This is a genomic window from Sphingosinicella microcystinivorans (assembly GCF_027941835.1).
Taxonomy (GTDB): domain Bacteria; phylum Pseudomonadota; class Alphaproteobacteria; order Sphingomonadales; family Sphingomonadaceae; genus Sphingosinicella.
Map to the genome: position 1 here is coordinate 1,030,748 of NZ_CP116005.1, position 22,534 is coordinate 1,053,281.

Here is a 22,534-nt window from a genome sequence, read left to right on the forward strand (position 1 = left end):
AGGACGGTTTCAGGGACGATTCGATCATGCGTAAACTGTACGGCGACCTGCTTCTTCTCGGCTCGGGATCAGCGGGACTTGCGCTGTTCGCGGCGCCGCTGCTGTTCGCCGCGCCCGCCGTCGCCGCGCCGCCGTGCCAGCCTCAGAGCGAGAGCCCGAGCGCCGTCAGCGCCGCTCTTGCCCGCGCCGCGTCGGTGAACAGGTGACCGCGATAGCCTGCCGCTTCCGCGGCGGCGATATTGTCGTCGCGGTCGTCGATGAACAGCGCGCGCGCCGGGTCCACCGGGAAGCGGCGTTTCGCCAGCGCGAAGATGGCCGGGTCCGGCTTCACCATCCGCTCCTCGCCCGACACGATGATGTCGCGAAACCGCGCGAACGCCGGCTCGGTTGAGGCGAATCGCGGCCAGAACTCGTGCGAGAAGTTGGTGATGCCGTAGAGCGGCACGCCCCTGTCGGCGAGCATGTGCACCAGCTCGATCATGCCTTCGACCGGCCCCGGCAGCGTTTCCAGCCAGCGCGGCACATAGGCCTCGATGAGGTCGCGCTCCTCCGGGAAGGCCGCGACGAGCTCGGCGGTGGTTTCGGCGGCGGGACGCCCGGCGTCGTGCTGGAAATGCCATTCCGGCGTCACGACGCTGGCGCAGAACCATTCGAGCCGGTCCCGGTCCGGGATCAGCTTCTCGTAGAGATAGCGCGGGTGCCAGTGATAGAGAACGCCGCCGACATCGAAGATGACGGCGTCGATCATTGTCTCGGAACTCTGCGAAAGCTCAGCCGCGGAAGATCAGCCCTGACGCGCCTTGAAGCGGCGATTCGTCTTGTTGATCACATAGGTGCGGCCGCGGCGGCGGATGACGCGGCAATCGCGATGACGTCCCTTCAGGGACTTGAGGCTGTTACGGATCTTCATGGTCTTCCGCCTGCGAAACTGATTCTGCTGCTGTTCAAGAGCGCGCGTCCCTAAGCGGCAAACCGCATGAAGTCAAGGCTTCCGGCTTGCTTTCCGCTCGCCGTCGAGCCCCAGGCGTTCGGCGACCGCGTCGATGTCCGCCCCCTTCGGCACGACCAGCCAGGCGCCGGGGTTCGCGGCGTTCATGGCGACCACGCCGTTCTTCGGGCAGATGTCGAGGCAGCCGACCTCCACGATGCCGACGCCGGCCTTGCGGCCCTTGCCGCCGAGCCCCCTTGCCCGAAGCGCTTTCGCAAGGGACTTGCGGCCGTTTTTCCCGAAGCCTCCGCCGAGCTTCCGGGAGCACTTCCTGCAAATCAGGATGGTGGCTTCCCACCGGGCCGGGACCGTTTTCATCGACTCCTCATGTGTGGTCCCGCGGCCGGGCGGACAAGAGGCCGCCCGCGGCACCGACACACCGGCTTGCCCGCCGCGCCGCGTGCATTACATGGGCGCAATGCTGTCCCGCTTCCGATCCCGTCCCAAACGCATCGACCGCCTGCCGGAAGGTCTGCGCCTCTATGCGATCGGCGACATCCACGGCCGCCGCGACCTGATGGACGCGCTGCTCGGCCGGATCGACGCCGACCTCGCGGGCTGGAGCGGCGATTCGGAGATCGTCTTCCTCGGCGACTACATCGACCGGGGGAGCGCGTCGGCCGCCGTGCTCGACCGGCTCGTGGAGGGGCCACCCCAGGGCCGGCGCTGGACGCTGCTCAAGGGCAACCACGAATCGATCCTCTCCCACCTCGTCAGCGGCCGCCCGCGCGAGGACGACTCGCTCTATCCCGCATGGCTGATGCACGGCGGCCGCGAGACGCTGGCGAGTTACGGGCTCCCCGCGGCGCTCGCCTTCGGCGATGACGAGGCCGCCGCGCTCGGCGCGCTCCGCGAGGCGATGCCGCGCGCGCATGTCGAGCTTCTCGAATCGCTGGCGCTGATGCGCCGCGAAGGCGACTATCTGTTCGTCCATGCGGGTATCCGCCCCGGCGTGCCGATGGAGGAGCAGCGCCAGCGCGACCTCATCTGGATTCGCGAGGCCTTCCTCGAACACAAGGGCGATCACGGCTTCCACGTCGTCCACGGCCACTCGATCACGCGCGACGTGGACGCGCAGGCGAACCGCACCGGCATCGACACCGGCGCCTACGCCACCGGCCGCCTCACTGCGATGGTGCTGGAAGGCGACACGCGCCGGTTTCTTTCGACCTGACGGGTCAGCCGCGCGCGGCGAGCTTTTCTTCCCACGCAAGCGCGTGGGAGACGATCGTGTCGAGATTGCCGTGGCGCGGCTGCCAGCGGAAGGTTTCGAGGATCTTCGCGTTCTCGGCCACCAGCGCATCGGGATCGCCCGCGCGGCGCGGTTCCATGCGCCGCTCGATCCTGCGACCCGAGACACGCTCGACCGCGTCCAGCACTTCCAGCACGGAGAAACCGCGGTTGTAGCCGCAGTTGAGCGTCACCGACTCCTCCGGGCGTTCCATCAGCCAGTCCAGCGCCAGCACGTGCGCGGCGGCAAGGTCGCTGACGTGGATATAGTCGCGCACGCCGGTGCCGTCCGGCGTCGCATAGTCGGTGCCGAACACCGAGACATGGGATCGCTTGCCCGTCGCCGTCTCGACCGCCACCTTGATGAGATGCGTCGCCCCCGCCGTCGACTGGCCGGTACGCCCCGCCGGGTCCGCGCCCGCGACGTTGAAGTAGCGCAGCGCCGCATAGTTGATCGGGTGCGCGGCCGCGACGTCCGCAAGCATGAACTCCGTCATCAGCTTGGAGGTGCCGTAGGGGTTGATCGGAAGCCGCGGCGTCTCCTCGTCCACGGGCGTATGCTCCGGGATGCCGTACACGGCCGCGGTCGACGAGAAGATGAAGTGCTTCACGCTGTTTCGCACCGCCGATTCGATCAGCGTGCGGCTCGCTGCCGTGTTGTTGCGATAGTATTTCAGCGGGTCGCTGACCGATTCCGGCACCACCACCGATCCCGCGAAGTGCATGATGGCGTCTATGCCCTGCTCGGCGGCGATGCGGCCCACCAGCGCCTCGTCGGCGACGTTCCCCTCGTAGAAGGGCACGTCCTCCGGCACCGCCCAGCGGAAGCCGGTCACGAGATTGTCGATCACCGAGACCCGGTGCCCCGCGTCCTTCAGGGCGAGCACTGCATGGCTGCCGATATAGCCCGCGCCGCCTGTCACCAGAACCGATGCCATATCGCCACTCCCGTCTCTTACGCTTGCCCGATATGCGGACACGGCGGCCCCCGCAAGCCGTTCAGGCACATGAAAGCTGTGAAGCCACAGAATGATGCGATAGACTCGCTCAATCGTTTCAGGGGAACCGCAATGCAGAAACAGGCCCTTGCGCTCACCGCGCTCGCACTTCTCGCCGCCTGCACCACCAACCGTTTCGAGGCCGACGTCACGCGCTTCCACATGACGCCGCCGGGGCTGCGCGGCAGCATCTATCTCGAACCCATCGACAAGGCCGCGGCCGGAACGCTCGAGTTCCAGAACCATGCGTCGGTCGTCGGCACCGAGCTTGCCGAGCACGGCTTCACGCCTGCTGAGGCGCGCGAAGGCGCGGAGTACATCGGCGTCCTCGCCTACGGCCAGACCGTGCGCGAAGGCGTCGGCGGCGGCTCTCCGGTCACGATCGGCATCGGCGGCGGCACGTTCGGCAAGAACGTCGGTGTCGGCCTCGGCACCAGCTTCGGCGTCGGCGAGAAGAAGAGCAGGGCAACCGCGATCAACATGCTTGCGCTCAAGATCGAGCGCGCCTCTGACAAGAGCGTCGTGTGGGAAGGCCGCGCGGTCGCGGAGGCGGGCAGCAGCTCGCGCTACGGGCCGCTGTCGGCGGCCATGCCCGCGCTTGCCGATGCACTTTTGCGTGACTTTCCGGGCACGTCGGGCCAAACGGTGACATACAAATCCCAGTAAGCCCCGCGCAGCAGGAGTTTCATGGCCGTCACCGTTTCCGCCGCCTTCGACGGCGGCAATATCGCCGTCACGCGCGCCGAGCGCGCGGACGACATCGTGCTCACCATTCCGCGCGACCACATGTCGGAATTCGCGCAGTGGTTCTATTTCCGCCTCTCGGGTGTGCGCGGCGAGCCTTGCGTCATCCGCCTCACGGGCCTCGAGGCCTCCGCCTATCCCGGCGGCTGGCCCGATTACCGCGCGGTCGTCTCCTCCGACCGCAGCGACTGGCGGCGCGCCGATACAACCTACGACAAGGCCGCGGACGGCGGCACGCTCACGATTCGGCTGACGCCCGAGCAGGACAGCGTCTGGATCGCCTATTTCGCGCCCTACAGCATGGAGCGGCACAACGATCTCGTCGCCCGCATCGGCCGCGCGCCGGGCGTGACCGGCGAGGTGATCGGAAAGACGCTCGACGGGCAGGACATGGACCTGCTGACGATCGGCGAAGGCCCGGTGAGCCTGTGGTTCATCGCCCGCCAGCACCCCGGCGAGACGATGGCCGAATGGTGGATGGAAGGCGCGCTCGAACGCCTGATCGACCCGGCCGACCCCGTGGCCCGCGCGCTCCGCGCGAAGGCCACGCTGCGCTTCGTTCCCAACATGAACCCGGACGGCTCGCGGCGCGGGCACCTCAGGACGAACGCCGTCGGCGTGAACCTCAACCGCGAATGGGCGTCGCCGTCGCTCGAACGCAGCCCCGAGGTCCATTCGGTGCTCGCCCGCATGGACCGCGACAAGCCGGACTTCGTGCTCGACGTCCACGGCGACGAGGCGATCCCCAACAACTTTCTCGCGGGTTTCGAGGGCATCCCCTCGATCACTGAGGCGATGACCGACCGGCTCGCGGTCTACATCGCCGTCCTCGACCGAATCTCGCCGGATTTCCAGACCGTCGACGGCTACGAGATCCCGCCGCCCGGCAAGGCGAACCTCACGATCGCCACCAACGCGCTCGCCGAGCGCTTCGGCTGTCTGTCGATGACGCTGGAAATGCCGTTCAAGGACGCGAACGTCGCGCCGGACCCCGTCTACGGCTGGTCGCCCGCGCGTTCGAAGGCGCTGGGGCGCGATTGCCTCGCCGCCGCGCTCGAAGTGCTTCCCCAACTCCGCTGACCGTCAGGATCAAACAATGCCCCGTCTCGTACTGCTGCGCCACGGCCAGTCGGCCTGGAACCTTGAAAACCGCTTCACCGGCTGGTGGGACGTCGACGTCACCGAACAGGGCGCCGCCGAAGCCCGCGCCGCGGGCCGCCTGCTCGCGGGCACCGGCTTCGATTTCGACATCTGCTTCACCAGCGTCCAGACCCGCGCGATCAAGACGCTGAACCTCGTGCTGGAGGAGATGGGCCGCCTCTGGCTGCCCGTCATCAAGGACTGGCGCCTCAACGAGCGCCATTACGGCGGGCTCACCGGGCTCAACAAGCAGCAGATGGTCGACAAGGTGGGCGCGGAGCAGGTGCACATCTGGCGCCGCAGCTTCGACATCCCGCCCCCCGAGCTTGAAGCAGGCAGCGAATTCGACGTCTCGAAGGACCGCCGCTACGCGGGCGTCGCCGTGCCGCGCACCGAGAGCCTGAAGGACACGATCGCCCGCGTGCTGCCCTATTGGGACGCCGCAATCGCGCCGCGCCTGAAAGCCGGCGAGCGCGTCGTGATCTCCGCGCACGGCAACAGCCTGCGCGCGCTCGTGAAGCACCTGTCGGGCATTTCGGACGACGAGATCCCGACGCTCGAAATCCCGACCGGCCAGCCGCTTGTCTACGAGCTGGACGCCGACCTCAGGGAGATCGAGCGCTATTACCTGAAAGACCGCGCCTGATTCAGCGCTTGCCGAGCATCGTCCGCGCCGCCGTCACCATCGCCTCGACGCCGGTGCGGATCGTCGGCTCGGGGTCAGGCGCGAACTTCGAGGAATGGAGCGAGGGCAGCTTCGTCGGGTCGCCGCCCGCCGCGTCATGGGTCGATTGCCTGACCGCGCCGACGCGGAACAGCGTGCTCTCGATGCTCCTGTCCTCGCGATAGTAGCGGCTGAAGTCCTCGCCGCCCATTTCCGGGCGATAGGGCTTCACCTTGTCCGCGCCGAAGCGTTCGACGAAGGCGTCCTTGATCGACGCCGTTTGTGTCGGCGTATTGTAGGTGGCGGGCGTGAACTGGTCCGCCACCGTCACCACCGGCATCAGGTCCTCGGGCATCCCCGCCGCGATCGCCTCGCCGCGCGCGATCCGTGCGATGCCGTCCAGCAGGAACTGCCGCATCTCGTCCGAATAGCTGCGCACGGTGAGCTGGAGATGCGCCGCGTTGGAGATGATGTTGTGCTTCGTGCCCGCGTTGAACGCGCCCACCGTCACCACCGCGGGCGTCTGCGGATCGGTCTCGCGGCTGACGAGCGTCTGCAGCGCGCCGACGATGCGGCTGGCGAGCACGATCGGGTCCTTCGTGGTGTGCGGATAGGCGCCGTGGCCGCCCTTGCCCTTCACCTCGATATCGACCGAATCGACGTTCGCCATGACGAAGCCGTCCGAAATGCCGAGCGTGCCGGCCGGCAGCGTCGCGCTGTCGTGCAGGCCGATCACGTGCGCGGGCTTCGGGAAGCGTTCGTAGAGGCCGTCCGCCAGCATGTCGCGCGCGCCGCTGCCCATCTCCTCGGCGGGCTGCATGATGACGACGAGCGTGCCCGACCATTCGGCCTTCGTCGCCGCCAGCCGCCGCGCGGTGCCGATCATGCTCGTCATGTGGATGTCGTGCCCGCAGGCGTGCATCACGCCGGAGGCGCCGACACCCGGAACCTGAATGGTCTTCCTGCTGGCATAGGGCAGGCCGGTTTCCTCGGTGACGGGCAACGCGTCCATATCCGCGCGCAGCATCACCACCGGTCCGTCGCCGTTCTTCAGGACCGCGACGACGCCGGTCTTGCCGACGCCGGTCGTCACGGTGAATCCCGCTTTCTTCAGCTCAGCCGCCATGCGCGCGGAGGTTTCCACCTCCTGGAACGAAACCTCGGGATTGGCATGGAGATGCTTGTAGAGCGCCACCAGATAGGGCGTATCCGCCGCGACCGCATCGGTGAGCGCATCGGCGGCGGCAGGCCCGGCAAGGCCCATGAAAACGGCGGCGGCAACGAAACGGCGCATCGGCTTCTCCCCATTCGAAGCGACGACCCTAAAGGCTCGTTTCGCAAAAGTCCTTTCGAAAGGACCGCGTCTCATATGGAAAGGGCCGCGCCGGCATAGTATCCGACGCGGCCCACTCCTTCGGGCAGGGTGACCCGCGCACGTTGGGGGCAGAAATCGCGCGAGTCGGATGAGACAACACCGGAGGCGACAAGCGGTTCCCTCCGCGCTAAGATTTCCCTTGCGAAAAGAGCATCAGAGCCCGCGAGATGACCACCTTGACCGCCGACCGACTGAGCCCCGTTTCGATCGGAGGTCGTCCCGCCGATTTTTCGCAGCAACTGATGCACGACTTCCGGACATACGGCTTCGGCGTCGTGACGGATCACGGCATCCCGGCCGGAGCCGTCCGCGAGGCCGAGGCGGCAGCGCGGCGGCTGTTCGCGCTGCCCGATGCGGCGAAGCGGCAATGGCACATCAAGGGCACCGGCGGCGCGCGCGGCTACACGCCGTTCGGCGTCGAGGCCGCGAAGGATGCGGCGGAGGTGGATCAGAAGGAGTTCTGGCACGTCGGGCGGGAGCTTCCCGCCGGGCACCGCTACGCTGCCGACATGCCGCCCAACATCTGGCCCGACGTCCCGGGCTTCCGCGAGGCGGCGCTCGGCATCTTCGCGGCGTTCGAAGCGGCGGGCGCGCGCCTCCTCGAAGCCATCGCCATCGGCCTCGACCTGCCGGCGGGCTTCTTCGCCGGGCCGACGCGCGACGGCAACAGCGTGCTGCGCTTCCTGCACTATCCGCCCCAGCCCGCTGCCCCGAACGGCATCCGCGCCGCCGCGCACGAGGACATCAACGTCATCACGCTGCTGCTGGGCGCGGAAGAGGCCGGGCTCGAACTGCTGACGCGCGAAGGCGCATGGCTTCCGGTGAAACCGCCCGAAGGCGCGCTCGTCGTCAATATCGGCGACATGCTGCAGCGGCTCACAAACCACGTGCTGCCATCGACGACGCACCGCGTCGCCAACCCGGTCGGCGAGGCGGCAAGGCGCGCGCGCTATTCGATGCCGTTCTTCCTGCACTTCGCGCCCGACTATCTGATCGAGACGCTGCCGGGATGCATCACGCCGGAAAATCCCGACCGTTACCCCGAGGGCCTGACCGCCAACGCCTACCTGCTGCAACGCCTTCGGGAGATCAGGCTTCTCTGAATCCGCAGGATTTTTCTTGCGGATGCGGAACAATACGCGCTCGTAATCAGTTGCGCCACGTAACATAATCGAGCCGGAAGAGCCGTTCATGCTGCAGTCGCGCAACTATGCACCATCTTCGCACCTCGCGCCCTATATCGCGCGCCACTATGTGTTTCGGGCGCCGCTGCCCCCCGATTTCACCATGATCGACCGACTGCTCGCCGAAACCGCGTTCATCCGTATCCTCATCACCGGCGACTGGGCGGCGGAAACCGCGCCGGGGCAGTGGGAGCGGCCGGGCGACGTGCTGTTCTTCGGCGCGAATGCGCGGCCGTTCAAGGTGCGGGTGCGCGGCCCCTTCTTCATCGTCGGTATCGCGCTGCGCCCGTCGGGCTGGCGCGCGCTTTCCGACCGCCCGGCCTCGGACTTCGCGGACCGCATGGTGCGGCTCGCCGACGTGTGGAACGAAGGCGCCGAGGCGCGGCTTGCGACCGTCGCAAAGCTCACGGACGACGATGCGATCGTCTCGATCTGCGAGGAGGCGATCACCGCGCAGCTGAAGGCGTCGGCGCGCGTGAACGCCGCCATGCAGCATCTCGAAACCGTCGCGCGCCTCGACAGCGCGACGCGCGTCGAAGACCTCGCCGAGCAGCTCGGCATCTCGTCGCGCCAGCTCGAACGCCTGTCGACGGCGCATTTCGGGCACACGCCGAAAACCGTGATGCGCCGCAGCCGATTCCTCGACATGGCCGCCGCGATGCGCGGCCTCGGCGATCCGGACGACGAGTATCTCGCCGCGCTGCGCTATTTCGACCAGTCGCACCGCACGCGCGAGTTCAAGCACTTCATCGGCATGACGCCCGCCGAATTCGAACGCACCCCGACGCCGCTACTCGATGCGGGAATCCAGCTCCGGCAGGACCGCAAGCACCACACGTACTGAGCGGCGCGCGCGTCTTCCCTCCTATTCGCCGAAGACGCGGCGGAAGATCGTGTCGACGTGCTTGAAGTGGTAGCCGAGGTCGAACAGGCCTTCGAGGTCCGCGTTCGACAGGCGCGCGGTGACGTCCGGGTCCGCCTTCAGCAGGTCGAGAAGCTGGAGCTGCCCGTCCGAATCCCACACCTTCATGGCGTTCCTCTGCACGAGCCGGTACGAATCCTCGCGGCTGACGCCAGCCTGCGTCAGCGCCAGCAGCACGCGCTGGGAATGGATGAGCCCGCCCATCTTGTCGAGGTTCTTCCGCATCCGCTCGGGATAGACGACGAGCTTGTCGACGACGCCGGTGAGGCGGACGAGCGCGAAGTCGAGCGTCACCGTCGCGTCCGGCCCGATCATGCGCTCGACGGACGAATGCGAGATGTCGCGTTCGTGCCAGAGCGCGACGTTCTCCATCGCCGGGATCGAATAGCCGCGCACGAGGCGCGCGAGGCCGGTGAGATTCTCGGTGAGCACCGGGTTGCGCTTGTGCGGCATCGCCGACGAGCCTTTCTGCCCCGGCGAGAAATACTCCTCCGCCTCCAGCACCTCGGTGCGCTGGAGGTGGCGGATCTCGACCGCCAGCCGCTCGACCGAGGAGGCGATGACACCGAGCGTCGCGAAATACATGGCATGGCGGTCACGCGGAATGACCTGCGTGGACACCGGCTCGGGCGTCAGCCCCATCGCCTTCGCGACATGCTCCTCGACGCGCGGGTCGATGTTCGCGAACGTGCCGACCGCGCCCGAAATCGCGCAGGTGGCGATCTCCTCTCGCGCCGCGACCATGCGCGCACGGCAGCGTTCGAACTCCGCATAGGCCTGCGCGAGCTTGAGGCCGAACGTGGTCGGTTCGGCGTGGATGCCGTGGCTGCGGCCCATCGTCGGCGTCATCTTGTGCTCAAGCGCACGGCGCTTGATCGCGGCGAGCAGCGCATCGAGGTCGGCGATGAGGATATCCGCCGCGCGCACGAGCTGGACGTTGAGGCACGTGTCGAGCACGTCCGAGCTGGTCATCCCCTGATGGACGAAGCGCGCCTCCTCGCCGACGTGCTCGGCAAGGCTGGTGAGGAAGGCGATCACGTCGTGCTTCACCTCGCGCTCGATCTCGTCGATGCGGGCGACATCGAAGCCGCCGCGCTCCCACACCGCCTTCGCCGCGTCCTTCGGCACCACGCCAAGGTCGGCGAGCGCGTCCGTGGCGTGCGCCTCGATCTCGAACCAGATCCGGAAACGGGTTTCGGGTTCCCAGATCGTCGTCATCTCGGGGCGGCTGTAGCGTGGAATCATGCGTGGGCTCCTGTCAGGGCCGCGCGGTTAGCAGACCGCCCCGTTCGTTTCCAGCACTAGAGCAGCCCGAGCGCCTTAAAGCTGGCGTGGCCCTCGCGGCCGATGACGATGTGGTCGTGAAGCTGGACGCCGAGCACGCGCGCCGCATCGCGGATGTGGTTCGTGAGCTGGATGTCGTCCCGGCTCGGCTTGGGATCGCCCGAAGGATGGTTGTGCACGAGGATCAGCGCAGTGGCGCCGAGGTCGAGCGCACGGTGAATCACCTCGCGCACGTACACCGAGGTCTGGTTCACGGTGCCGTCCGACATCGCCTCGTCCGCGATCAGCACGTTGCGCGAATCGAGGAACAGCACGCGGAAGCGCTCGCGCCCCAGATGCGCCATGTCGGCATGGAGATAGTCGAGCAGCGCCTGCCAGCCGGCGAGCACCGGCTTCCCGTAGATGTTCGCGCGCTGGAGCCTGAGCGCGGCGGCGCGCACGAAGCCGAGCGTCGCGATCACCGTGTCGCCGACGCCCGGCACGCGCTTCAGGTCGCGCGGCTCGGCCGCGATCACCGCGGCGAACGACTGGAAGCGCGCGATCAGCACCTTCGCGAGCGGCTTGGTGTCGCGCCGCGGAATCGCGAGGCCGAGCACGTATTCGAGCAGCTCGTAGTCGTGGAACGCATCGCCGCCGCCCTGAAGCATACGCGTGCGCATCCGGGCGCGGTGACCGGCATCAGCGCCCGAATCGGAATCCGTATCGGCCATGAAACGAAGCTAGCCGCAAGCCGGGGGCGAAGACCAGTCCCTTGCGGGCGCCATGCCCTTCTGGCTTAACGGACGCATGAGCCTGATCCCCTGCCAGCGCGACCGCTTCGACATTCCGCGCGAGGTCGCCTATCTCAACTGCGCCTACATGTCGCCGCTGGCGCACGAGGTCGTGGCGGCGATGGACAAGGGCACGGCGCTGAAGGCTGCGCCGTGGACCTATCGGCCCGCGGACTTCTTCGCACACACCGAGGCGGCGCGCACCCGGTTCGCAGCGCTGGCGGGCGGCAGTCCGGACGATTTCGCGGTCGTGCCCTCGGTCAGCTACGGGCTCGCCGTCGCGGCGCGGAACCTGCCGCTTGGGCGCGGGCAGGAGATCGTGGTTCTCGCCGACCAGTTCCCCTCCAACCTCTACGTGTGGCGCGAGCACGCCATCGCGTGCGGCGCGCGCATCGTCACCGTGAAGCGCGGTGACGGCGACGCGTGGACGCCCTCGGTGCTCGCCGCGATCGGCCCGGACACGGGGCTCGTCGCCGTGCCGAACTGCCACTGGGCGGACGGCGGGCTCGTTGATCTGGAAGCGGTGGGCGCGGCGTGCCGCAGGGTCGGCGCGGCGCTCGTGCTCGACCTCACCCAGTCGCTCGGCGCGCTGCCGTTCGATGTCGCCCGCGTGCAGCCCGATTTCATGGCCGCCGCCTGCTACAAGTGGGCGATGGGCCCCTACGGCATCGGTATGCTCTACGCGGCGCCGAAGCATCACGGCGGCACGCCCATCGAGCACAACTGGATGAACCGCGGCGGCAGCGAGGATTTCTCGCGGCTCGTCGACTACCGGAACGACTTCCAGCCCGGCGCACGCCGCTTCGACATGGGCGAGAAGGCGAATCCCCCCTTGCTGATGGGCGCCGCCGCCGCCATCGACATGCTGCTCGGCTGGGGTATCGCGCGCATCGCCGAAACGCTCGGCACGCGGACCCTCGGGCTCGGCGAGGCGGCGCAGGGTATCGGCCTTCTCGCGCCCGATCCGGCGACGCGCGCGCCGCACTTCCTCTCGCTCGGCTTTCCGGGCGACGTACCCGCCGGGCTGCCGGAGCGGCTGGCCGGGGAAAACGTCTTCGTCTCGCTGCGCAGCCGCTCGCTGCGCGTGACGCCGCACCTCTACAACGACGATGCCGACTGCGACCGGCTGATCGCAGTGCTGAAGACGGCGCTCGGCTGATGGAGATTCGCCTCGACGACCTGCGGGGGCCGGAGATCACCGCGCTTTTGCAGGCGCACCTCGACGACATGCACCGCCACTCGCCGCCGGAAAGCGTGCACGCGCTCGACCTCGATGCGCTGCGCGCGCCCGACATCACCTTCTGGACCGTGTGGGACGAGGGCGTGCTCATGGGCTGCGGCGCGCTGCGCGAACTCGACGCGCGCCACGGCGAGATCAAGTCGATGCGGACGGACGAGCGCTACCGCAGGCGCGGCGTCGCGACGATCCTGCTCGACCACATCATCGACGAGGCGCGGCGGCGCGGCTATGCACGCCTCAGCCTGGAGACGGGGACGCCCGCCGCGTTCGACGCCGCGCGGCTGCTCTATGCGAGCCGCGGCTTCACGCTGTGCCCGCCGTTCGGGGACTACCGTGAGGACCCCTACAGCGTCTGCATGACGCTGGCGCTGGATCAGACCGCGTAGGGCGGGTGATCGAGGCCGGCGGGCGACTTCGTGAAGATCTCGCAGCCGGTTTCGGTGATGCCGATCGAGTGCTCGAACTGCGCGGAGAGCGAGCGGTCGCGCGTCACCGCCGTCCAGCCGTCGTCGAGCACCTTCACGTCGGCGCGGCCGAGGTTGATCATCGGCTCGATGGTGAAGAACATGCCGGGCTTCAGCAGCACGCCGCGCCCCGGCTTGCCGACATGGACGACGCTCGGCTCGTCGTGGAACATGCGGCCGAGGCCGTGGCCGCAGAAGTCGCGCACGATGCCGCAGCGCTGCTCCTCGGCGTAGGACTGGATGGCGTGGCCGATGTCGCCGAGGCGGTTGCCCGGCTTCGCCGCCGCGATCCCGCGCATCAGGCATTCATAGGTGATGTCGACGAGGCGGCGCGCCTTCAGCGGCACGTCGCCGACGAGGAACATGCGGCTGGTGTCGCCGTGCCAGCCGTCGACGATGACGGTGATGTCGATATTGGCGATGTCGCCCTTCACCAGCCGCTTCGGGCCGGGGATGCCGTGGCAGACGACGTGGTTGATGCTGATGCAGCTCGAATGGCTGTAGCCCTTGTAGAACACGGTGGCGGGAACGCCGCCGCGCTCGCGCACGAACTCGTAGACCATCGTGTCGAGGTCGATGGTGCGGGCGCCGGGCACGACGTGCGGCACCAGCATGTCGAGCGCCTCCGCCGCGAGGCGGCCGGCACGGCGCATGCCCTCGAAGGCTTCGGGCCCGTGCAGCTTGATGCCGGACGCGTCGAGAATGACGTCTGAAACTTCCATGTCCATGAAACCTATCCTAACGCGCCGTCCGGCTGGCGCCAGCCGGACGATCCTGCATGGCGACGACGCACTTGCCGTAGGGCGACGTGCCGACCCAATCCTTGTCCGGGTGCCAGGCGAAGACGAAATTGCCGCCCTTGATGAGGTCGATGACGCCGCGCGCGACCGCGCTGCGCAGCGCCGGGCATCCCCAGCTGCGCCCGAGGCGGCCCTGCTTCGCGCCCGCGTCCGGGTTCACATAGGGCGCGCCGTGCATGACGATCGCGCGCGCCCGCGCCGCATCGTTGATGCCGGGAACGAGCCCGTCCATGCGGAGCGAATAGCCGTTCGAGCCCATGTAGGTCTCGGCGGTGACGAAGAGACCGAGGCTCGACTGGTGCGAGTTCATCGCGTTCGAGAAGCTCGTCGTGCGATTGTCGCCCGAATTGCGGCCGTGCGCGACATACTCCTGCACGAGCGCGGCACCCGTCTTCAGGTCGACGACCCACAGGCGCGGCTCCAGCGAGGTGCGACCGTAATCAATGATCGTGACGCTGCGGGCATCCTTGCCGATGCCCGACGCCTGCGCGCAGGAGACGACATCGAGCGCCGCGCGGCGCACGTCCGCATCGAGCGTGACAGCCTTCGGCGCGGGGGCCGCGAGCAGGGCAAAAGTGAGAATCCCGATCATGTCGTCGCTCCGAATACCCTAAACCGGCCCGATCCGGCAACGGCGCCGCGGCGCCGCGCCATCACGCTTTACCCTGTTTGCCGCTGCGGCTACGGATAACCGCATGGCTGAAACCCGCATCTGGACCGCCGCGCTCATCGTCATCGGCGACGAGATTCTCTCCGGCCGGACCCAGGACGCCAACCTCGCCTATCTCGCGAAATGGCTTAACATTCAGGGAATCCAGCTCGCCGAGGCGCGCGTCGTGCCCGACCAGATGGGTGCCATCGTCGCCGCCGTCAATGCCTGCCGCGCCGTGTGCGACTATGTGTTCACCACCGGCGGCATCGGGCCGACGCACGACGACATCAGCGTCGACGCGGTCGCGGAGGCGTTCGGCGTTCCCGTCGTTCTGCACCCGACCGCCGAGGCGATGCTGCGGCAATACTACGGCGACCGCATCACCGAGGCGCGGCTGCGCATGGCGCGCGTTCCCGATGGCGCCGACCTCATCGAGAACCCGGTTTCGGGCGCGCCGGGCATTCGCATCGGCAACGTCTACATGCTGGCGGGCGTGCCCAAGATCACGCAGGGTATGCTCGCCGGCCTCGACGGCAAGCTGGAAGGCGGGCTTCCCGTGCTCGACCGCACCGTGGGCGCGTGGGTGCCCGAAAGCAGCGTGTCCGAAATCCTGATCGCCGTGGAGCAGGAGAAGCCCGGCATCCAGATCGGCAGCTACCCCTTCTGGCGCGACGGTCGCATCGGCGCCAACTTCGTGATCCGCAGCCGCGAACGCACCGCGCTCGACGACGCCGCAGAGCGGCTGATGGACGCGCTTTCCGCCGCCGGGCACCAGCCCCTCGACGGCGCCATCTAGACCCCGCCCCCGCCCGGCGCTACGCAAGCCGGAGACCGCAGCGGCCCACGTGGCGGAATTGGTAGACGCAAGGGACTTAAAATCCCTCGCCTGTTTCAGGCGTGCCGGTTCGATCCCGGCCGTGGGCACCAGCTCGGCAGAGCAGCTCGAAGAACAGCCAAATCCATTTGACATCCCGCATGTCAATATGATGCTTGCCGCGCGGCGCATCGGTGCCGCTCTATTGGGGGACTTATGAAAATCGCCATACCAGCGACCTGCTTTGCCTTGCTTTTTTCTGCCACATCCCTGCAAGCACAAGACGCCAAGCCGGAAGACGTACAAGTTCAGGAAACGGTCCAAGCTTCGTCTCCGGAACCGGAAGTACAGGCGCCCGAACAACCTCCGGTTTCACGGGAACTGCCGGCCAGCACACAAGTACAAATAACGTCGGACAGCGAAATCTCATCGAAAGCCATCGAGGTCGGAAACAAATTCAACTTCACGGTCGTGAACGACGTGGTTGAAGGCGGTGCGGTCGCGATCCCGCGGGGATCGAAGGTCGAGGCCACGGTGACGTGGAAGACCGGCAAGGCCGTCGGCGGGAAATCCGGGAAGTTCGAACTCAACTTCGACAAGATCAACGTGCGCGGCGTGGACTATCCGATGCGCGGCACCCATCGGCAGGAAGGCAAGGGCAACACCGTCGCCGCGGTCTTCGCGACCTGGCTGGTGAGCGGCCGCTCCGCCGTGATGCTGCCCGGCCAGATGGTGACGGCATTTACGGACCGGCCGATCCCGTATTGATGCACTGACGAAAAGAGCATTCCGGAACCGTCCGAATGCTCTTTTCTTTCCGCAGATGTCAGCGCGCCCTCCGCCCCTCGCGTCCGAGGGTCAGCGCGTGGGCCAGCGCCGCGAGGCCGAGCGCCAGCATCGCGGTGAGGACCACGCCGTAGAAGCCCGCGCCCTGCTTGGGCGGTCCGTAGAGCAGGTGGTCGAGCGTAGGGACGAGGAGCGAGAGAACGAGGCCGCAGAAGGCGCCCCATGCGGCGGCGAGGGCCGCGGGGCCGCGCTTCGTCGCCAGCGCGGCGACCGCGAGCGCACCGCCGACCAGCAGCTCGTCGAAGGCGAGCGGAACGAGGCGCGGGTTGCCCCACCAGCGGGCAAGCTCGCTCGCGGCAAGCAGGCCGCCGGCGGCGAAGGTGATGATGCGGAAGCGTTTCATGCTTACCGGCTAACAGCAATCCGGGCGCAGGGCGAGCAGGCCGATCGCCCTCGTTAAGGATATTTACAGCCGTGTGACGGCATGATTCCCTGTGCCTGGGTTCCACAGGGAAGGAACTTGCGATGCACGATGACGTACCGCGTAGCGTTGACGGTGAATTCGCCCGGCGGATGCAGGACTGGCGCCTGCTGACCGCCGACATCCTCTACCACATGCCGGACCACCCGCACGTGCTGCAGAGCTTCACGTGGCAGACGCTGGACGTGCCGCCGCGCTTTCCGCGGCTGATCGGGTTCCTCGATTTCTGGTCGCACAGCATCGACGGGATGCTGCACTCGGTGCGGATCATGCACGACGCGCTGATCCGCCCGGCCGAATACCGCTTCGTCGACCGCGAGCTGCGGCTGAACTGACCGCCTACTTGAGCGCGGCGACGTCGAGCGGCGTCAGCGCGGCCGCGGCAGCCGCGCTCGCCTTGCGCTCGGCGTCCGGCTCGGCGATGAGGCCGCGCGACTTGAGGTAGCCTTCGGGGCCGAACGCCGCCTCGCTGGTGTATTCTTGAAGGAACACGGCGAGCGCCGGCTTGGCGCGGGCGTGCTCGCCCTTCACGTAGATGTAGAGTGGACGCGAGGCCGGGTAGGCGCCGCTGGCGATCGCCTCGTATTCCGGCGCGACGCCGCCCATCTTCACGCCCTCGATCTTGTCGAGGTTCTCTTCCAGATAGGAATAGCCGAAGATGCCGACCGCGGTGGGATTGGCGACGAGCTTCTGGACGATGAGGTTGTCGTTCTCGCCCGCCTCCACATAGGCGCCGTCCTCGCGGAGCCGAGTGCAGCGCGTCTTGTACTCGTTTTCGTTCGTGTCCTTCAGCGCCTTCAAATTCGGGAAGGTCGCGCAACCTACCTCCATCACGAGCTCGTTGAAGGCGTCGCGCGTGCCGGAGGTCGGCGGCGGGCCGAGCACCTCGATCTTGCGGTTCGGCAGCTTCGGGTCGATCTGGTTCCACGTGGTGACGCTGTTCTTCGACCCGTCCGGCTTCGTCGCGGCGAGCGCGAGGAAGATCTGCGCGGGCGTCACGTCGAGATGCGCGTCGGACTTCGCCTGCGCGATGGCGATGCCGTCGAGCCCGACCTGAACCTCGACGATCTGCTTGACGCCGTTCGCATTGCAAAGCTCGACCTCGCTCTTCTTGATGCGGCGCGAGGCGTTGGCGATGTCCGGATGCTGCGTGCCGACGCCGCCGCAGAACAATTTGATGCCGCCGCCGGTGCCGGTCGATTCGACGATCGGCGCCGCCGCCGCCGGGTACTTGCGGCGGAAGTTCTCGGCGACCGCCGTGGTGAACGGGTAGACCGTGGACGAGCCGACGATGCGCAGCGCCGGGCCGGAGACGTTCACGCCGCCGGTCGCGGCCGCCTCGCCGCCCTGCGGCGGCGTGGGCGCGGGGGACGAATCGCAGGCGGCGAGCGCCATGAGGCCGATACCGGCAAGAGCAAGGCTGGTGATGCGCATGGGTCCGTGTCTCCGCTGAATGGACGGCCTGATCATGACGCCGCCCCTAGGCGTGTTCGATGACGCTTTGGTGACAGGGAGATGTCGGCCGGGTGACAGAACCGATGTGCGCCCCTCCCGTCAGTGCGCCGCGTTCCAGTTGAGGCCGGTGCCGACATCGACGACGAGCGGCACCGTCATCGTCACGACCGGCGCGCAGGCATCCTCCATCACGCGCTTGATGACGGCACCGGCGACCGCGGCCTTGTCCGCCGGAACCTCGAACACGAGCTCGTCGTGCACCTGCAGCAGCATCCGCGCGTCCGAAAGCCCCTCGGCCTCCAGCGCGTCCTCGATGCGGATCATCGCGCGGCGGATGATGTCCGCCGCCGTGCCCTGCAACGGCGCGTTGATCGCGGCGCGCTCGCCGAAGGCGCGCTCGGCCTGGTTCGACGACCGGATGAGCGGCGTGTGGATGCGGCGGCCGAACAATGTTTCGACATAGCCGATGTCGCGCGCGCCCATCTTCGTGCGCTCCATGTAGTCGCGGATTCCGGGGAAGCGTTCGAAGTATTTCTTGATGTAGTCGGCGGCCATGCCGCGGTCGATGCCGAGGTTGCGCGCGAGGCCGAAGGCCGAGATGCCGTAGATGATGCCGAAATTGATCGCCTTCGCCTGACGGCGGACGAGCGGCGTCATCGCCGCCATCGGCACGCCGAACATCTCGGAGGCGGTCATGGCATGGATGTCGAGCCCGTCCGCGAACGCCTGCCGGAGCTGCGGGATCTCGGCGATCTCGGCGAGCAGCCGCAGCTCGATCTGGCTGTAGTCCGCCGAGAGCAGCACGTTCCCGTCCTCCGGCACGAAGGCGTCGCGGACCTTGCGGCCCTCGTCGGTGCGGACCGGGATGTTCTGGAGGTTGGGATCGGTGGAGGACAGGCGACCCGTGGTGGTGGAGGCGAGCGCGTAGCTGGTGTGCACGCGGCCCGTTTCCGGGTTGATCTGGTCCTGCAGCGTGTCGGTGTAGGTGGACTTGAGCTTGGCGAGCTGCCGCCAGTCCAGCACCTTCTGCGCGATAGCGATACCTTCGCCGGCGAGACGGTCGAGCACGTCGACATCCGTCGAATACGCGCCGGTCTTGGACGACTTCTTGCCGCCCTGAAGTCCCATCTGCTCGAACAGGATCTCGCCGAGCTGGCGCGGCGAGGCGACGTTGAACGGCCCGCCCGCGAGCGCGTGGATTTCCGCCTCCAGCCGTTCGAGGCCCTGCGCGTAGTCCGCCGAGAGGCGCGCGAGCGCCGCACGGTCCACCTTGATGCCGCGCCGCTCCATGCGGACGAGCACGGGCGCGAGCGGACGTTCCAGCGTCTCGTAGACGCCGGTCACGTGCTCGCGCCACAGCCGCGGCTTCAGGTGCTGCCAGAGGCGCAGCGTGCAGTCGGCGTCCTCGGCGGCGTATCGCGTCGCGGCATCGAGCGGCACCTTGTCGAACGTGACCTGCGCCTTGCCGGTGCCCGCGACCTCCTTGAAGGCGATGGGCTTGTGACCGAGCAGCCGCTCCGAAAGCCCGTCCATGCCATGGCCCGCCGGGCCGCCGTTCTCGAGCGCCTTGCCCGAATCGAGCGCGTAGGAGATCAGCATCGTGTCGTCGAACGGCGTGATCGCGATGTCCTGCCGCGCCAGCACGAGCATGTCGTACTTGAGGTTCTGGCCGACCTTCAGCGTCGCCGGGTCCTCGAGCAGCGGTTTCAGGCGGGCGAGCGCCGCCGCGCGGTCCACCTGCACCGGCGTCTCGCCGAGCAGGCCTTCGCCCGCAACGTGGCCGAGCGGGATGTAGCAGGCGCGGTTCGGCGCGGTCGCGAGGCTGACGCCGACGAGATTGGCGCGCATCGCATCGAGATTGTCCGTCTCGGTATCGACCGCGACGGTGCCCGCCGCGTAGCTTTCCGCGATCCAGCGGTCGAGGTCTTCGAGCGTGGTGACGGTCTCGTACCTGTCGTGCTCGACGGGCAGCAGCGGCGGCGAGAAGGCGTCGGGCGGCGGCAGCGCCGCGCCGGGCGCGCCGCCTGCCGCTTCCGCCGCCGCGTGCTTGCCGAGCTTCGAGAGCAGCGAGCGGAAGCCGTGCTTCTTGAAGAACGCCGCGAGCGGCTCGTGCGGCGGGTCCTTGAGCGCGAAGGTCTCGATCGGCTCGGGGAGCGGCCAGTCGGTCTTCAGCGTCACCAGCACGCGCGACATGCGGATGTCGTCGGTGCTTGACTCGATCGTCTCGCGCAGCTTGTCGCGCTTGATCTCGCCCGCGCGGGCGATCAGCGTCTCGACGTCGCCGAACTGCTGGATGAGCTGCGTCGCCGTCTTGGGGCCGACACCGCGCACGCCGGGGATGTTGTCCACCGCGTCGCCCATCAGCGACAGCACCTCGCCGACCTTGGTGGGTGGCACGCCGAACTTCTCCTCGACGTGCGCGACGTCGATCCTGAGGTCGCGCATCGTATCGAGCATGTCGATGCCGCCGCCGACAAGCTGCATCAGGTCCTTGTCGGACGAGACGATGGTGACGCGCATACCGTCGTCGCGGGCCTTCACGGCGTAGGCGGCGATGATGTCGTCCGCCTCGATCCCCACCTCCTCGATGCACGGCACCGAGAAGGCGCGCACGGCGTCGCGGATCAGCGGGAACTGCGGCACGAGGTCCTCGGGCGGCTCCGGCCGGTTCGCCTTGTATTCGGGGTAAAGCTCCATGCGGAAGCTGTGCTTCGAGGCATCGAGCACCACGGCGAGATGCGTCGGCCCCTCGCCCCGGTTCAGCTCCTCGATCAGCTTCCAGAGCATCGCCGTGAACCCGAACACGGCATTGACCGGCGTGCCCTCGGGGTCGGTGAGCGGCGGCAGGCGGTGATAGGCACGGAAGATGAAGCTCGACCCGTCGACGAGGTAGAGATGCTGGGGGGAGTCGGTCATGGACGTGCGTGTAGCAAGCCGCGCCCCGATTGGCGACTACGGGATGAGCACCGTGTCCTCGGCGGTGGGCGAGGGTTGAGGGTAATCGAGCGTGTAATGAAGCCCGCGGCTTTCGTGGCGGCGGAGCGCCGAGCGGACGATGAGGTCGGCGGCGGTCAGAAGATTGCGAAGCTCGATGAGGTCGGGCGTCACGCGGAAGTGGCCGTAATAGTCCTCGACCTCCGCGGTCAGCATCTTGATGCGGTGGGCGGCGCGCTCCAGACGCTTGGTGGTGCGGACGATGCCGACATAGTTCCACATGAACCGGCGGATTTCCGTCCAGTTCTGCTTGATGACGACCTCTTCGTCCGAATCGGTGACGCGGCTTTCGTCCCACGCGCGGATGGCGGGCGGATCGGCGAGCCCGTCCCAGTTCGCGGTGATGTGCTTCGCGGCGGCCTCCCCGAACACGAAGCATTCGAGGAGCGAGTTGGAGGCGAGGCGGTTCGCGCCGTGGAGGCCGGAGTGGCTGACCTCGCCCGCCGCGTAGAGGCCGGGAAGGTCGGTGCGCCCATCGCGGTCGATGACGACGCCGCCGCAGGTGTAATGCTGTGCAGGGACGACCGGGATCGGCGCCTTCGTCATGTCGATGCCGAGGCCGAGCAGCTTCTCGTGGATGTTCGGGAAGTGATGCTTCACGAACTCGGGCCCCTGATGGCTGATGTCGAGGTGCACGTAATCGAGGCCGAGACGCTTGATCTCGTGGTCGATGGCGCGGGCGACGATGTCGCGCGGCGCAAGCTCGGCGCGGCTGTCGAAGCGCGGCATGAAGCGCTCGCCGCCGCCGGGAACGCCGGGCGGCAATTTGAGATGCCCGCCTTCGCCGCGCACCGCCTCGGTGATGAGGAAGTTCTTGACCTCGAGGTTGTAGAGGCAGGTCGGGTGGAACTGCATGAATTCCATGTTGGCGACGCGGCAGCCCGCACGCCACGCCATGGCGATGCCGTCCCCGGTCGCACCGCGCGGCGCGGTGGAAAACAAATAGGTGCGGCCCGCGCCGCCGGTGGCGAGCACGGTGGCGCGCGCCGTCAGCGTCTCGACGCGGCCCGTGGCGCGGTCGAGCGCGTAGACGCCCCAGACATGGCCGTCGCCCGAATAGCGCTCGCCGTGGCGGCTGGTGACGAGGTCGATGCCTACCCGGTCCGGCAGCAGCGTGATGTTGGGGCTGGCGGCAGCAGCCTTTTCGAGCGCCTGCTGCACCGCCCAGCCGGTCGCGTCGTCGACGTGGACGATGCGGCGGTGGCTGTGCCCGCCCTCGCGCGTCAGGTGCCAGCGCTCGGTGCCGCCTTCGTTGAAGGGCACGCCGATCTCGGCGAGCCGCTCGATCGCGGCGGGGGCGTTCTCGACGACGAACTCGACGATGTCGCGGTGATTGAGCCCCGCGCCCGCCACCATCGTGTCCTCGATGTGGCTTTCGAACGTGTCGCCCGGCTCCAGCACCGCGGCGATGCCGCCCTGCGCCCACGCCGTGGACCCGGCGGAAAGGTCCGCCTTCGACAGCACGCCGACGCGGAAATGCTGCGCGAGGTTGAGCGCGCAGGTCAGCCCCGCCGCGCCCGAACCGATGACGAGGACGTCGAACTGCATG

At 67.9% G+C, this 22,534-nt stretch carries 25 protein-coding genes and 1 tRNA gene; 13 read left to right on the plus strand and 13 right to left on the minus strand.

Going from position 1 to position 22,534, the window contains the following annotated elements; all coding sequences use genetic code 11:
- Positions 1-26: 26 nt before the first annotated feature.
- Positions 27-206, plus strand: a complete 180-nt coding sequence (locus PE061_RS04965; RefSeq protein WP_271258051.1) for a hypothetical protein — start codon at positions 27-29, stop codon at positions 204-206.
- Here the strand turns inward: PE061_RS04965 and PE061_RS04970 are convergent.
- The 3 genes from PE061_RS04970 to PE061_RS04980 all read right to left on the minus strand — a co-directional run bounded on the left by PE061_RS04970 (position 143) and on the right by PE061_RS04980 (position 1,306).
- Entirely contained in the window at positions 143-748 is a 606-nt protein-coding gene (locus PE061_RS04970; RefSeq protein ID WP_271258052.1) for an HAD family hydrolase, read from the minus strand. The genes PE061_RS04965 and PE061_RS04970 overlap by 64 nt on opposite strands.
- A gap of 36 nt (positions 749-784) precedes the next feature.
- Positions 785-910 carry a type B 50S ribosomal protein L36 gene (gene ykgO, locus PE061_RS04975; protein ID WP_050599643.1) on the minus strand — a complete coding sequence of 42 codons (126 nt, stop codon included), beginning with the start codon at positions 908-910 and terminating at the stop codon, positions 785-787.
- A gap of 72 nt (positions 911-982) precedes the next feature.
- Positions 983-1,306, minus strand: a complete 324-nt coding sequence (locus tag PE061_RS04980; protein WP_271258053.1) for a (2Fe-2S) ferredoxin domain-containing protein — start codon at positions 1,304-1,306, stop codon at positions 983-985.
- A gap of 100 nt (positions 1,307-1,406) precedes the next feature.
- Here PE061_RS04980 and PE061_RS04985 point away from each other — a divergent pair, with 100 nt between their 5' ends.
- Entirely contained in the window at positions 1,407-2,162 is a 756-nt protein-coding gene (locus tag PE061_RS04985) for a metallophosphoesterase (RefSeq protein WP_271258054.1), read from the plus strand.
- 4 nt (positions 2,163-2,166) lie between these two features.
- Here PE061_RS04985 and galE read toward each other — a convergent pair whose 3' ends face one another.
- Positions 2,167-3,156, minus strand: coding sequence for a UDP-glucose 4-epimerase GalE (galE, locus tag PE061_RS04990; protein WP_271258055.1), 990 nt, complete (start codon positions 3,154-3,156; stop codon positions 2,167-2,169).
- Positions 3,157-3,288: 132 nt separating this feature from the next.
- Here galE and PE061_RS04995 point away from each other — a divergent pair, with 132 nt between their 5' ends.
- The 3 genes from PE061_RS04995 to gpmA are packed head-to-tail and all read left to right on the plus strand — an operon-like array spanning position 3,289 to position 5,746.
- Positions 3,289-3,882 carry a DUF4136 domain-containing protein gene (locus tag PE061_RS04995; RefSeq protein WP_271258056.1) on the plus strand — a complete coding sequence of 198 codons (594 nt, stop codon included), beginning with the start codon at positions 3,289-3,291 and terminating at the stop codon, positions 3,880-3,882.
- Positions 3,883-3,903: 21 nt separating this feature from the next.
- Complete coding sequence (locus PE061_RS05000; RefSeq protein ID WP_271258057.1) at positions 3,904-5,040, plus strand: M14 family metallopeptidase; 1,137 nt, start codon at positions 3,904-3,906, stop codon at positions 5,038-5,040.
- A gap of 16 nt (positions 5,041-5,056) precedes the next feature.
- Positions 5,057-5,746 (plus strand): 2,3-diphosphoglycerate-dependent phosphoglycerate mutase, encoded by a 690-nt coding sequence (gene gpmA / locus PE061_RS05005; RefSeq protein ID WP_271258058.1) that lies wholly within the window; start codon positions 5,057-5,059, stop codon positions 5,744-5,746.
- Position 5,747: 1 nt separating this feature from the next.
- Here the strand turns inward: gpmA and PE061_RS05010 are convergent, their stop codons facing one another.
- A complete protein-coding gene (locus PE061_RS05010) occupies positions 5,748-7,058 on the minus strand; it encodes a M20 metallopeptidase family protein (RefSeq protein ID WP_271258059.1) in 1,311 nt (436 codons plus the stop codon).
- 248 nt (positions 7,059-7,306) lie between these two features.
- On the opposite strand from PE061_RS05010, the gene PE061_RS05015 reads away from it, so the two are divergent.
- Both PE061_RS05015 and PE061_RS05020 read left to right on the plus strand, forming a co-directional pair.
- Positions 7,307-8,242: an isopenicillin N synthase family dioxygenase gene (locus tag PE061_RS05015; protein WP_271258060.1), complete on the plus strand. Its 936-nt coding sequence runs from the start codon at positions 7,307-7,309 to the stop codon at positions 8,240-8,242.
- Between the two features lie 88 nt (positions 8,243-8,330).
- Entirely contained in the window at positions 8,331-9,167 is an 837-nt protein-coding gene (locus PE061_RS05020) for a helix-turn-helix domain-containing protein (RefSeq protein ID WP_271258061.1), read from the plus strand.
- Between the two features lie 21 nt (positions 9,168-9,188).
- Here the strand turns inward: PE061_RS05020 and purB are convergent, their stop codons facing one another.
- Both purB and radC read right to left on the minus strand, forming a co-directional pair.
- Complete coding sequence (gene purB / locus PE061_RS05025; RefSeq protein WP_271258062.1) at positions 9,189-10,490, minus strand: adenylosuccinate lyase; 1,302 nt, start codon at positions 10,488-10,490, stop codon at positions 9,189-9,191.
- 56 nt (positions 10,491-10,546) lie between these two features.
- The gene (radC, locus tag PE061_RS05030; protein WP_271258063.1) at positions 10,547-11,239 is read right to left on the minus strand and encodes a RadC family protein; all 693 of its coding nucleotides are present in this window, start codon (positions 11,237-11,239) and stop codon (positions 10,547-10,549) included.
- A gap of 52 nt (positions 11,240-11,291) precedes the next feature.
- On the opposite strand from radC, the gene PE061_RS05035 reads away from it, so the two are divergent.
- Together PE061_RS05035 and PE061_RS05040 are read left to right on the plus strand one after the other, a co-directional pair.
- A complete protein-coding gene (locus PE061_RS05035; protein WP_271258064.1) occupies positions 11,292-12,458 on the plus strand; it encodes an aminotransferase class V-fold PLP-dependent enzyme in 1,167 nt (388 codons plus the stop codon).
- Positions 12,458-12,925 (plus strand): GNAT family N-acetyltransferase, encoded by a 468-nt coding sequence (locus PE061_RS05040; protein ID WP_271258065.1) that lies wholly within the window; start codon positions 12,458-12,460, stop codon positions 12,923-12,925. The genes PE061_RS05035 and PE061_RS05040 overlap by 1 nt, the downstream gene beginning before the upstream one ends.
- Here the strand turns inward: PE061_RS05040 and map are convergent.
- Together map and PE061_RS05050 are read right to left on the minus strand one after the other, a co-directional pair.
- Positions 12,913-13,731 carry a type I methionyl aminopeptidase gene (gene map, locus PE061_RS05045; protein WP_271258066.1) on the minus strand — a complete coding sequence of 273 codons (819 nt, stop codon included), beginning with the start codon at positions 13,729-13,731 and terminating at the stop codon, positions 12,913-12,915. The two genes, PE061_RS05040 and map, sit on opposite strands and share 13 nt — an antisense overlap.
- A gap of 10 nt (positions 13,732-13,741) precedes the next feature.
- Positions 13,742-14,395, minus strand: a complete 654-nt coding sequence (locus tag PE061_RS05050) for a murein L,D-transpeptidase catalytic domain family protein (protein WP_271258067.1) — start codon at positions 14,393-14,395, stop codon at positions 13,742-13,744.
- A gap of 103 nt (positions 14,396-14,498) precedes the next feature.
- On the opposite strand from PE061_RS05050, the gene PE061_RS05055 reads away from it, so the two are divergent.
- From PE061_RS05055 to PE061_RS05065, 3 genes are all read left to right on the plus strand, one after another.
- Positions 14,499-15,251 (plus strand): competence/damage-inducible protein A, encoded by a 753-nt coding sequence (locus PE061_RS05055; protein WP_271258068.1) that lies wholly within the window; start codon positions 14,499-14,501, stop codon positions 15,249-15,251.
- 43 nt (positions 15,252-15,294) lie between these two features.
- Positions 15,295-15,382, plus strand: a tRNA-Leu gene (locus tag PE061_RS05060).
- A 103-nt stretch (positions 15,383-15,485) separates the two neighbouring features.
- Positions 15,486-16,037 (plus strand): hypothetical protein, encoded by a 552-nt coding sequence (locus tag PE061_RS05065; RefSeq protein ID WP_271258069.1) that lies wholly within the window; start codon positions 15,486-15,488, stop codon positions 16,035-16,037.
- 58 nt (positions 16,038-16,095) lie between these two features.
- On the opposite strand, the gene PE061_RS05070 is transcribed toward PE061_RS05065, so the two are convergent.
- Positions 16,096-16,458, minus strand: coding sequence for a hypothetical protein (locus tag PE061_RS05070; RefSeq protein ID WP_271258070.1), 363 nt, complete (start codon positions 16,456-16,458; stop codon positions 16,096-16,098).
- A 122-nt stretch (positions 16,459-16,580) separates the two neighbouring features.
- On the opposite strand from PE061_RS05070, the gene PE061_RS05075 reads away from it, so the two are divergent.
- Complete coding sequence (locus PE061_RS05075) at positions 16,581-16,871, plus strand: usg protein (protein WP_271258071.1); 291 nt, start codon at positions 16,581-16,583, stop codon at positions 16,869-16,871.
- Positions 16,872-16,875: 4 nt separating this feature from the next.
- On the opposite strand, the gene PE061_RS05080 is transcribed toward PE061_RS05075, so the two are convergent.
- The 3 genes from PE061_RS05080 to nadB all read right to left on the minus strand — a co-directional run bounded on the left by PE061_RS05080 (position 16,876) and on the right by nadB (position 22,533).
- Positions 16,876-17,970, minus strand: a complete 1,095-nt coding sequence (locus tag PE061_RS05080; RefSeq protein WP_271258072.1) for a PstS family phosphate ABC transporter substrate-binding protein — start codon at positions 17,968-17,970, stop codon at positions 16,876-16,878.
- Positions 17,971-18,090: 120 nt separating this feature from the next.
- Complete coding sequence (gene polA / locus PE061_RS05085; RefSeq protein WP_271258073.1) at positions 18,091-20,907, minus strand: DNA polymerase I; 2,817 nt, start codon at positions 20,905-20,907, stop codon at positions 18,091-18,093.
- A 36-nt stretch (positions 20,908-20,943) separates the two neighbouring features.
- A complete protein-coding gene (nadB, locus tag PE061_RS05090) occupies positions 20,944-22,533 on the minus strand; it encodes an L-aspartate oxidase (protein ID WP_271258074.1) in 1,590 nt (529 codons plus the stop codon).
- Position 22,534 lies beyond the last annotated feature (1 nt).

Excerpts from the sequence above, each read along its gene's own strand:
- PE061_RS05020 (WP_271258061.1), top strand. The coding sequence starts at position 8,331 with ATGCTGCAGTCGCGCAACTATGCACCATCTTCGCACCTCGCGCCCTAT.
- PE061_RS05080 (WP_271258072.1), bottom strand. The coding sequence starts at position 17,970 with ATGCGCATCACCAGCCTTGCTCTTGCCGGTATCGGCCTCATGGCGCTC.
- galE (WP_271258055.1), bottom strand. The coding sequence starts at position 3,156 with ATGGCATCGGTTCTGGTGACAGGCGGCGCGGGCTATATCGGCAGCCAT.
- PE061_RS05055 (WP_271258068.1), top strand. The coding sequence starts at position 14,499 with ATGGCTGAAACCCGCATCTGGACCGCCGCGCTCATCGTCATCGGCGAC.
- PE061_RS05000 (WP_271258057.1), top strand. The coding sequence starts at position 3,904 with ATGGCCGTCACCGTTTCCGCCGCCTTCGACGGCGGCAATATCGCCGTC.
- PE061_RS05050 (WP_271258067.1), bottom strand. The coding sequence starts at position 14,395 with ATGATCGGGATTCTCACTTTTGCCCTGCTCGCGGCCCCCGCGCCGAAG.
- PE061_RS04965 (WP_271258051.1), top strand. The coding sequence starts at position 27 with ATGCGTAAACTGTACGGCGACCTGCTTCTTCTCGGCTCGGGATCAGCG.
- polA (WP_271258073.1), bottom strand. The coding sequence starts at position 20,907 with ATGACCGACTCCCCCCAGCATCTCTACCTCGTCGACGGGTCGAGCTTC.
- PE061_RS05040 (WP_271258065.1), top strand. The coding sequence starts at position 12,458 with ATGGAGATTCGCCTCGACGACCTGCGGGGGCCGGAGATCACCGCGCTT.
- PE061_RS05070 (WP_271258070.1), bottom strand. The coding sequence starts at position 16,458 with ATGAAACGCTTCCGCATCATCACCTTCGCCGCCGGCGGCCTGCTTGCC.
- PE061_RS05075 (WP_271258071.1), top strand. The coding sequence starts at position 16,581 with ATGCACGATGACGTACCGCGTAGCGTTGACGGTGAATTCGCCCGGCGG.
- nadB (WP_271258074.1), bottom strand. The coding sequence starts at position 22,533 with ATGCAGTTCGACGTCCTCGTCATCGGTTCGGGCGCGGCGGGGCTGACC.
- PE061_RS04995 (WP_271258056.1), top strand. The coding sequence starts at position 3,289 with ATGCAGAAACAGGCCCTTGCGCTCACCGCGCTCGCACTTCTCGCCGCC.
- PE061_RS04970 (WP_271258052.1), bottom strand. The coding sequence starts at position 748 with ATGATCGACGCCGTCATCTTCGATGTCGGCGGCGTTCTCTATCACTGG.
- map (WP_271258066.1), bottom strand. The coding sequence starts at position 13,731 with ATGGACATGGAAGTTTCAGACGTCATTCTCGACGCGTCCGGCATCAAG.
- PE061_RS05065 (WP_271258069.1), top strand. The coding sequence starts at position 15,486 with ATGAAAATCGCCATACCAGCGACCTGCTTTGCCTTGCTTTTTTCTGCC.
- PE061_RS05035 (WP_271258064.1), top strand. The coding sequence starts at position 11,292 with ATGCCCTTCTGGCTTAACGGACGCATGAGCCTGATCCCCTGCCAGCGC.
- radC (WP_271258063.1), bottom strand. The coding sequence starts at position 11,239 with ATGGCCGATACGGATTCCGATTCGGGCGCTGATGCCGGTCACCGCGCC.
- PE061_RS05015 (WP_271258060.1), top strand. The coding sequence starts at position 7,307 with ATGACCACCTTGACCGCCGACCGACTGAGCCCCGTTTCGATCGGAGGT.
- purB (WP_271258062.1), bottom strand. The coding sequence starts at position 10,490 with ATGATTCCACGCTACAGCCGCCCCGAGATGACGACGATCTGGGAACCC.
- ykgO (WP_050599643.1), bottom strand. The coding sequence starts at position 910 with ATGAAGATCCGTAACAGCCTCAAGTCCCTGAAGGGACGTCATCGCGAT.
- PE061_RS04985 (WP_271258054.1), top strand. The coding sequence starts at position 1,407 with ATGCTGTCCCGCTTCCGATCCCGTCCCAAACGCATCGACCGCCTGCCG.
- gpmA (WP_271258058.1), top strand. The coding sequence starts at position 5,057 with ATGCCCCGTCTCGTACTGCTGCGCCACGGCCAGTCGGCCTGGAACCTT.
- PE061_RS04980 (WP_271258053.1), bottom strand. The coding sequence starts at position 1,306 with ATGAAAACGGTCCCGGCCCGGTGGGAAGCCACCATCCTGATTTGCAGG.
- PE061_RS05010 (WP_271258059.1), bottom strand. The coding sequence starts at position 7,058 with ATGCGCCGTTTCGTTGCCGCCGCCGTTTTCATGGGCCTTGCCGGGCCT.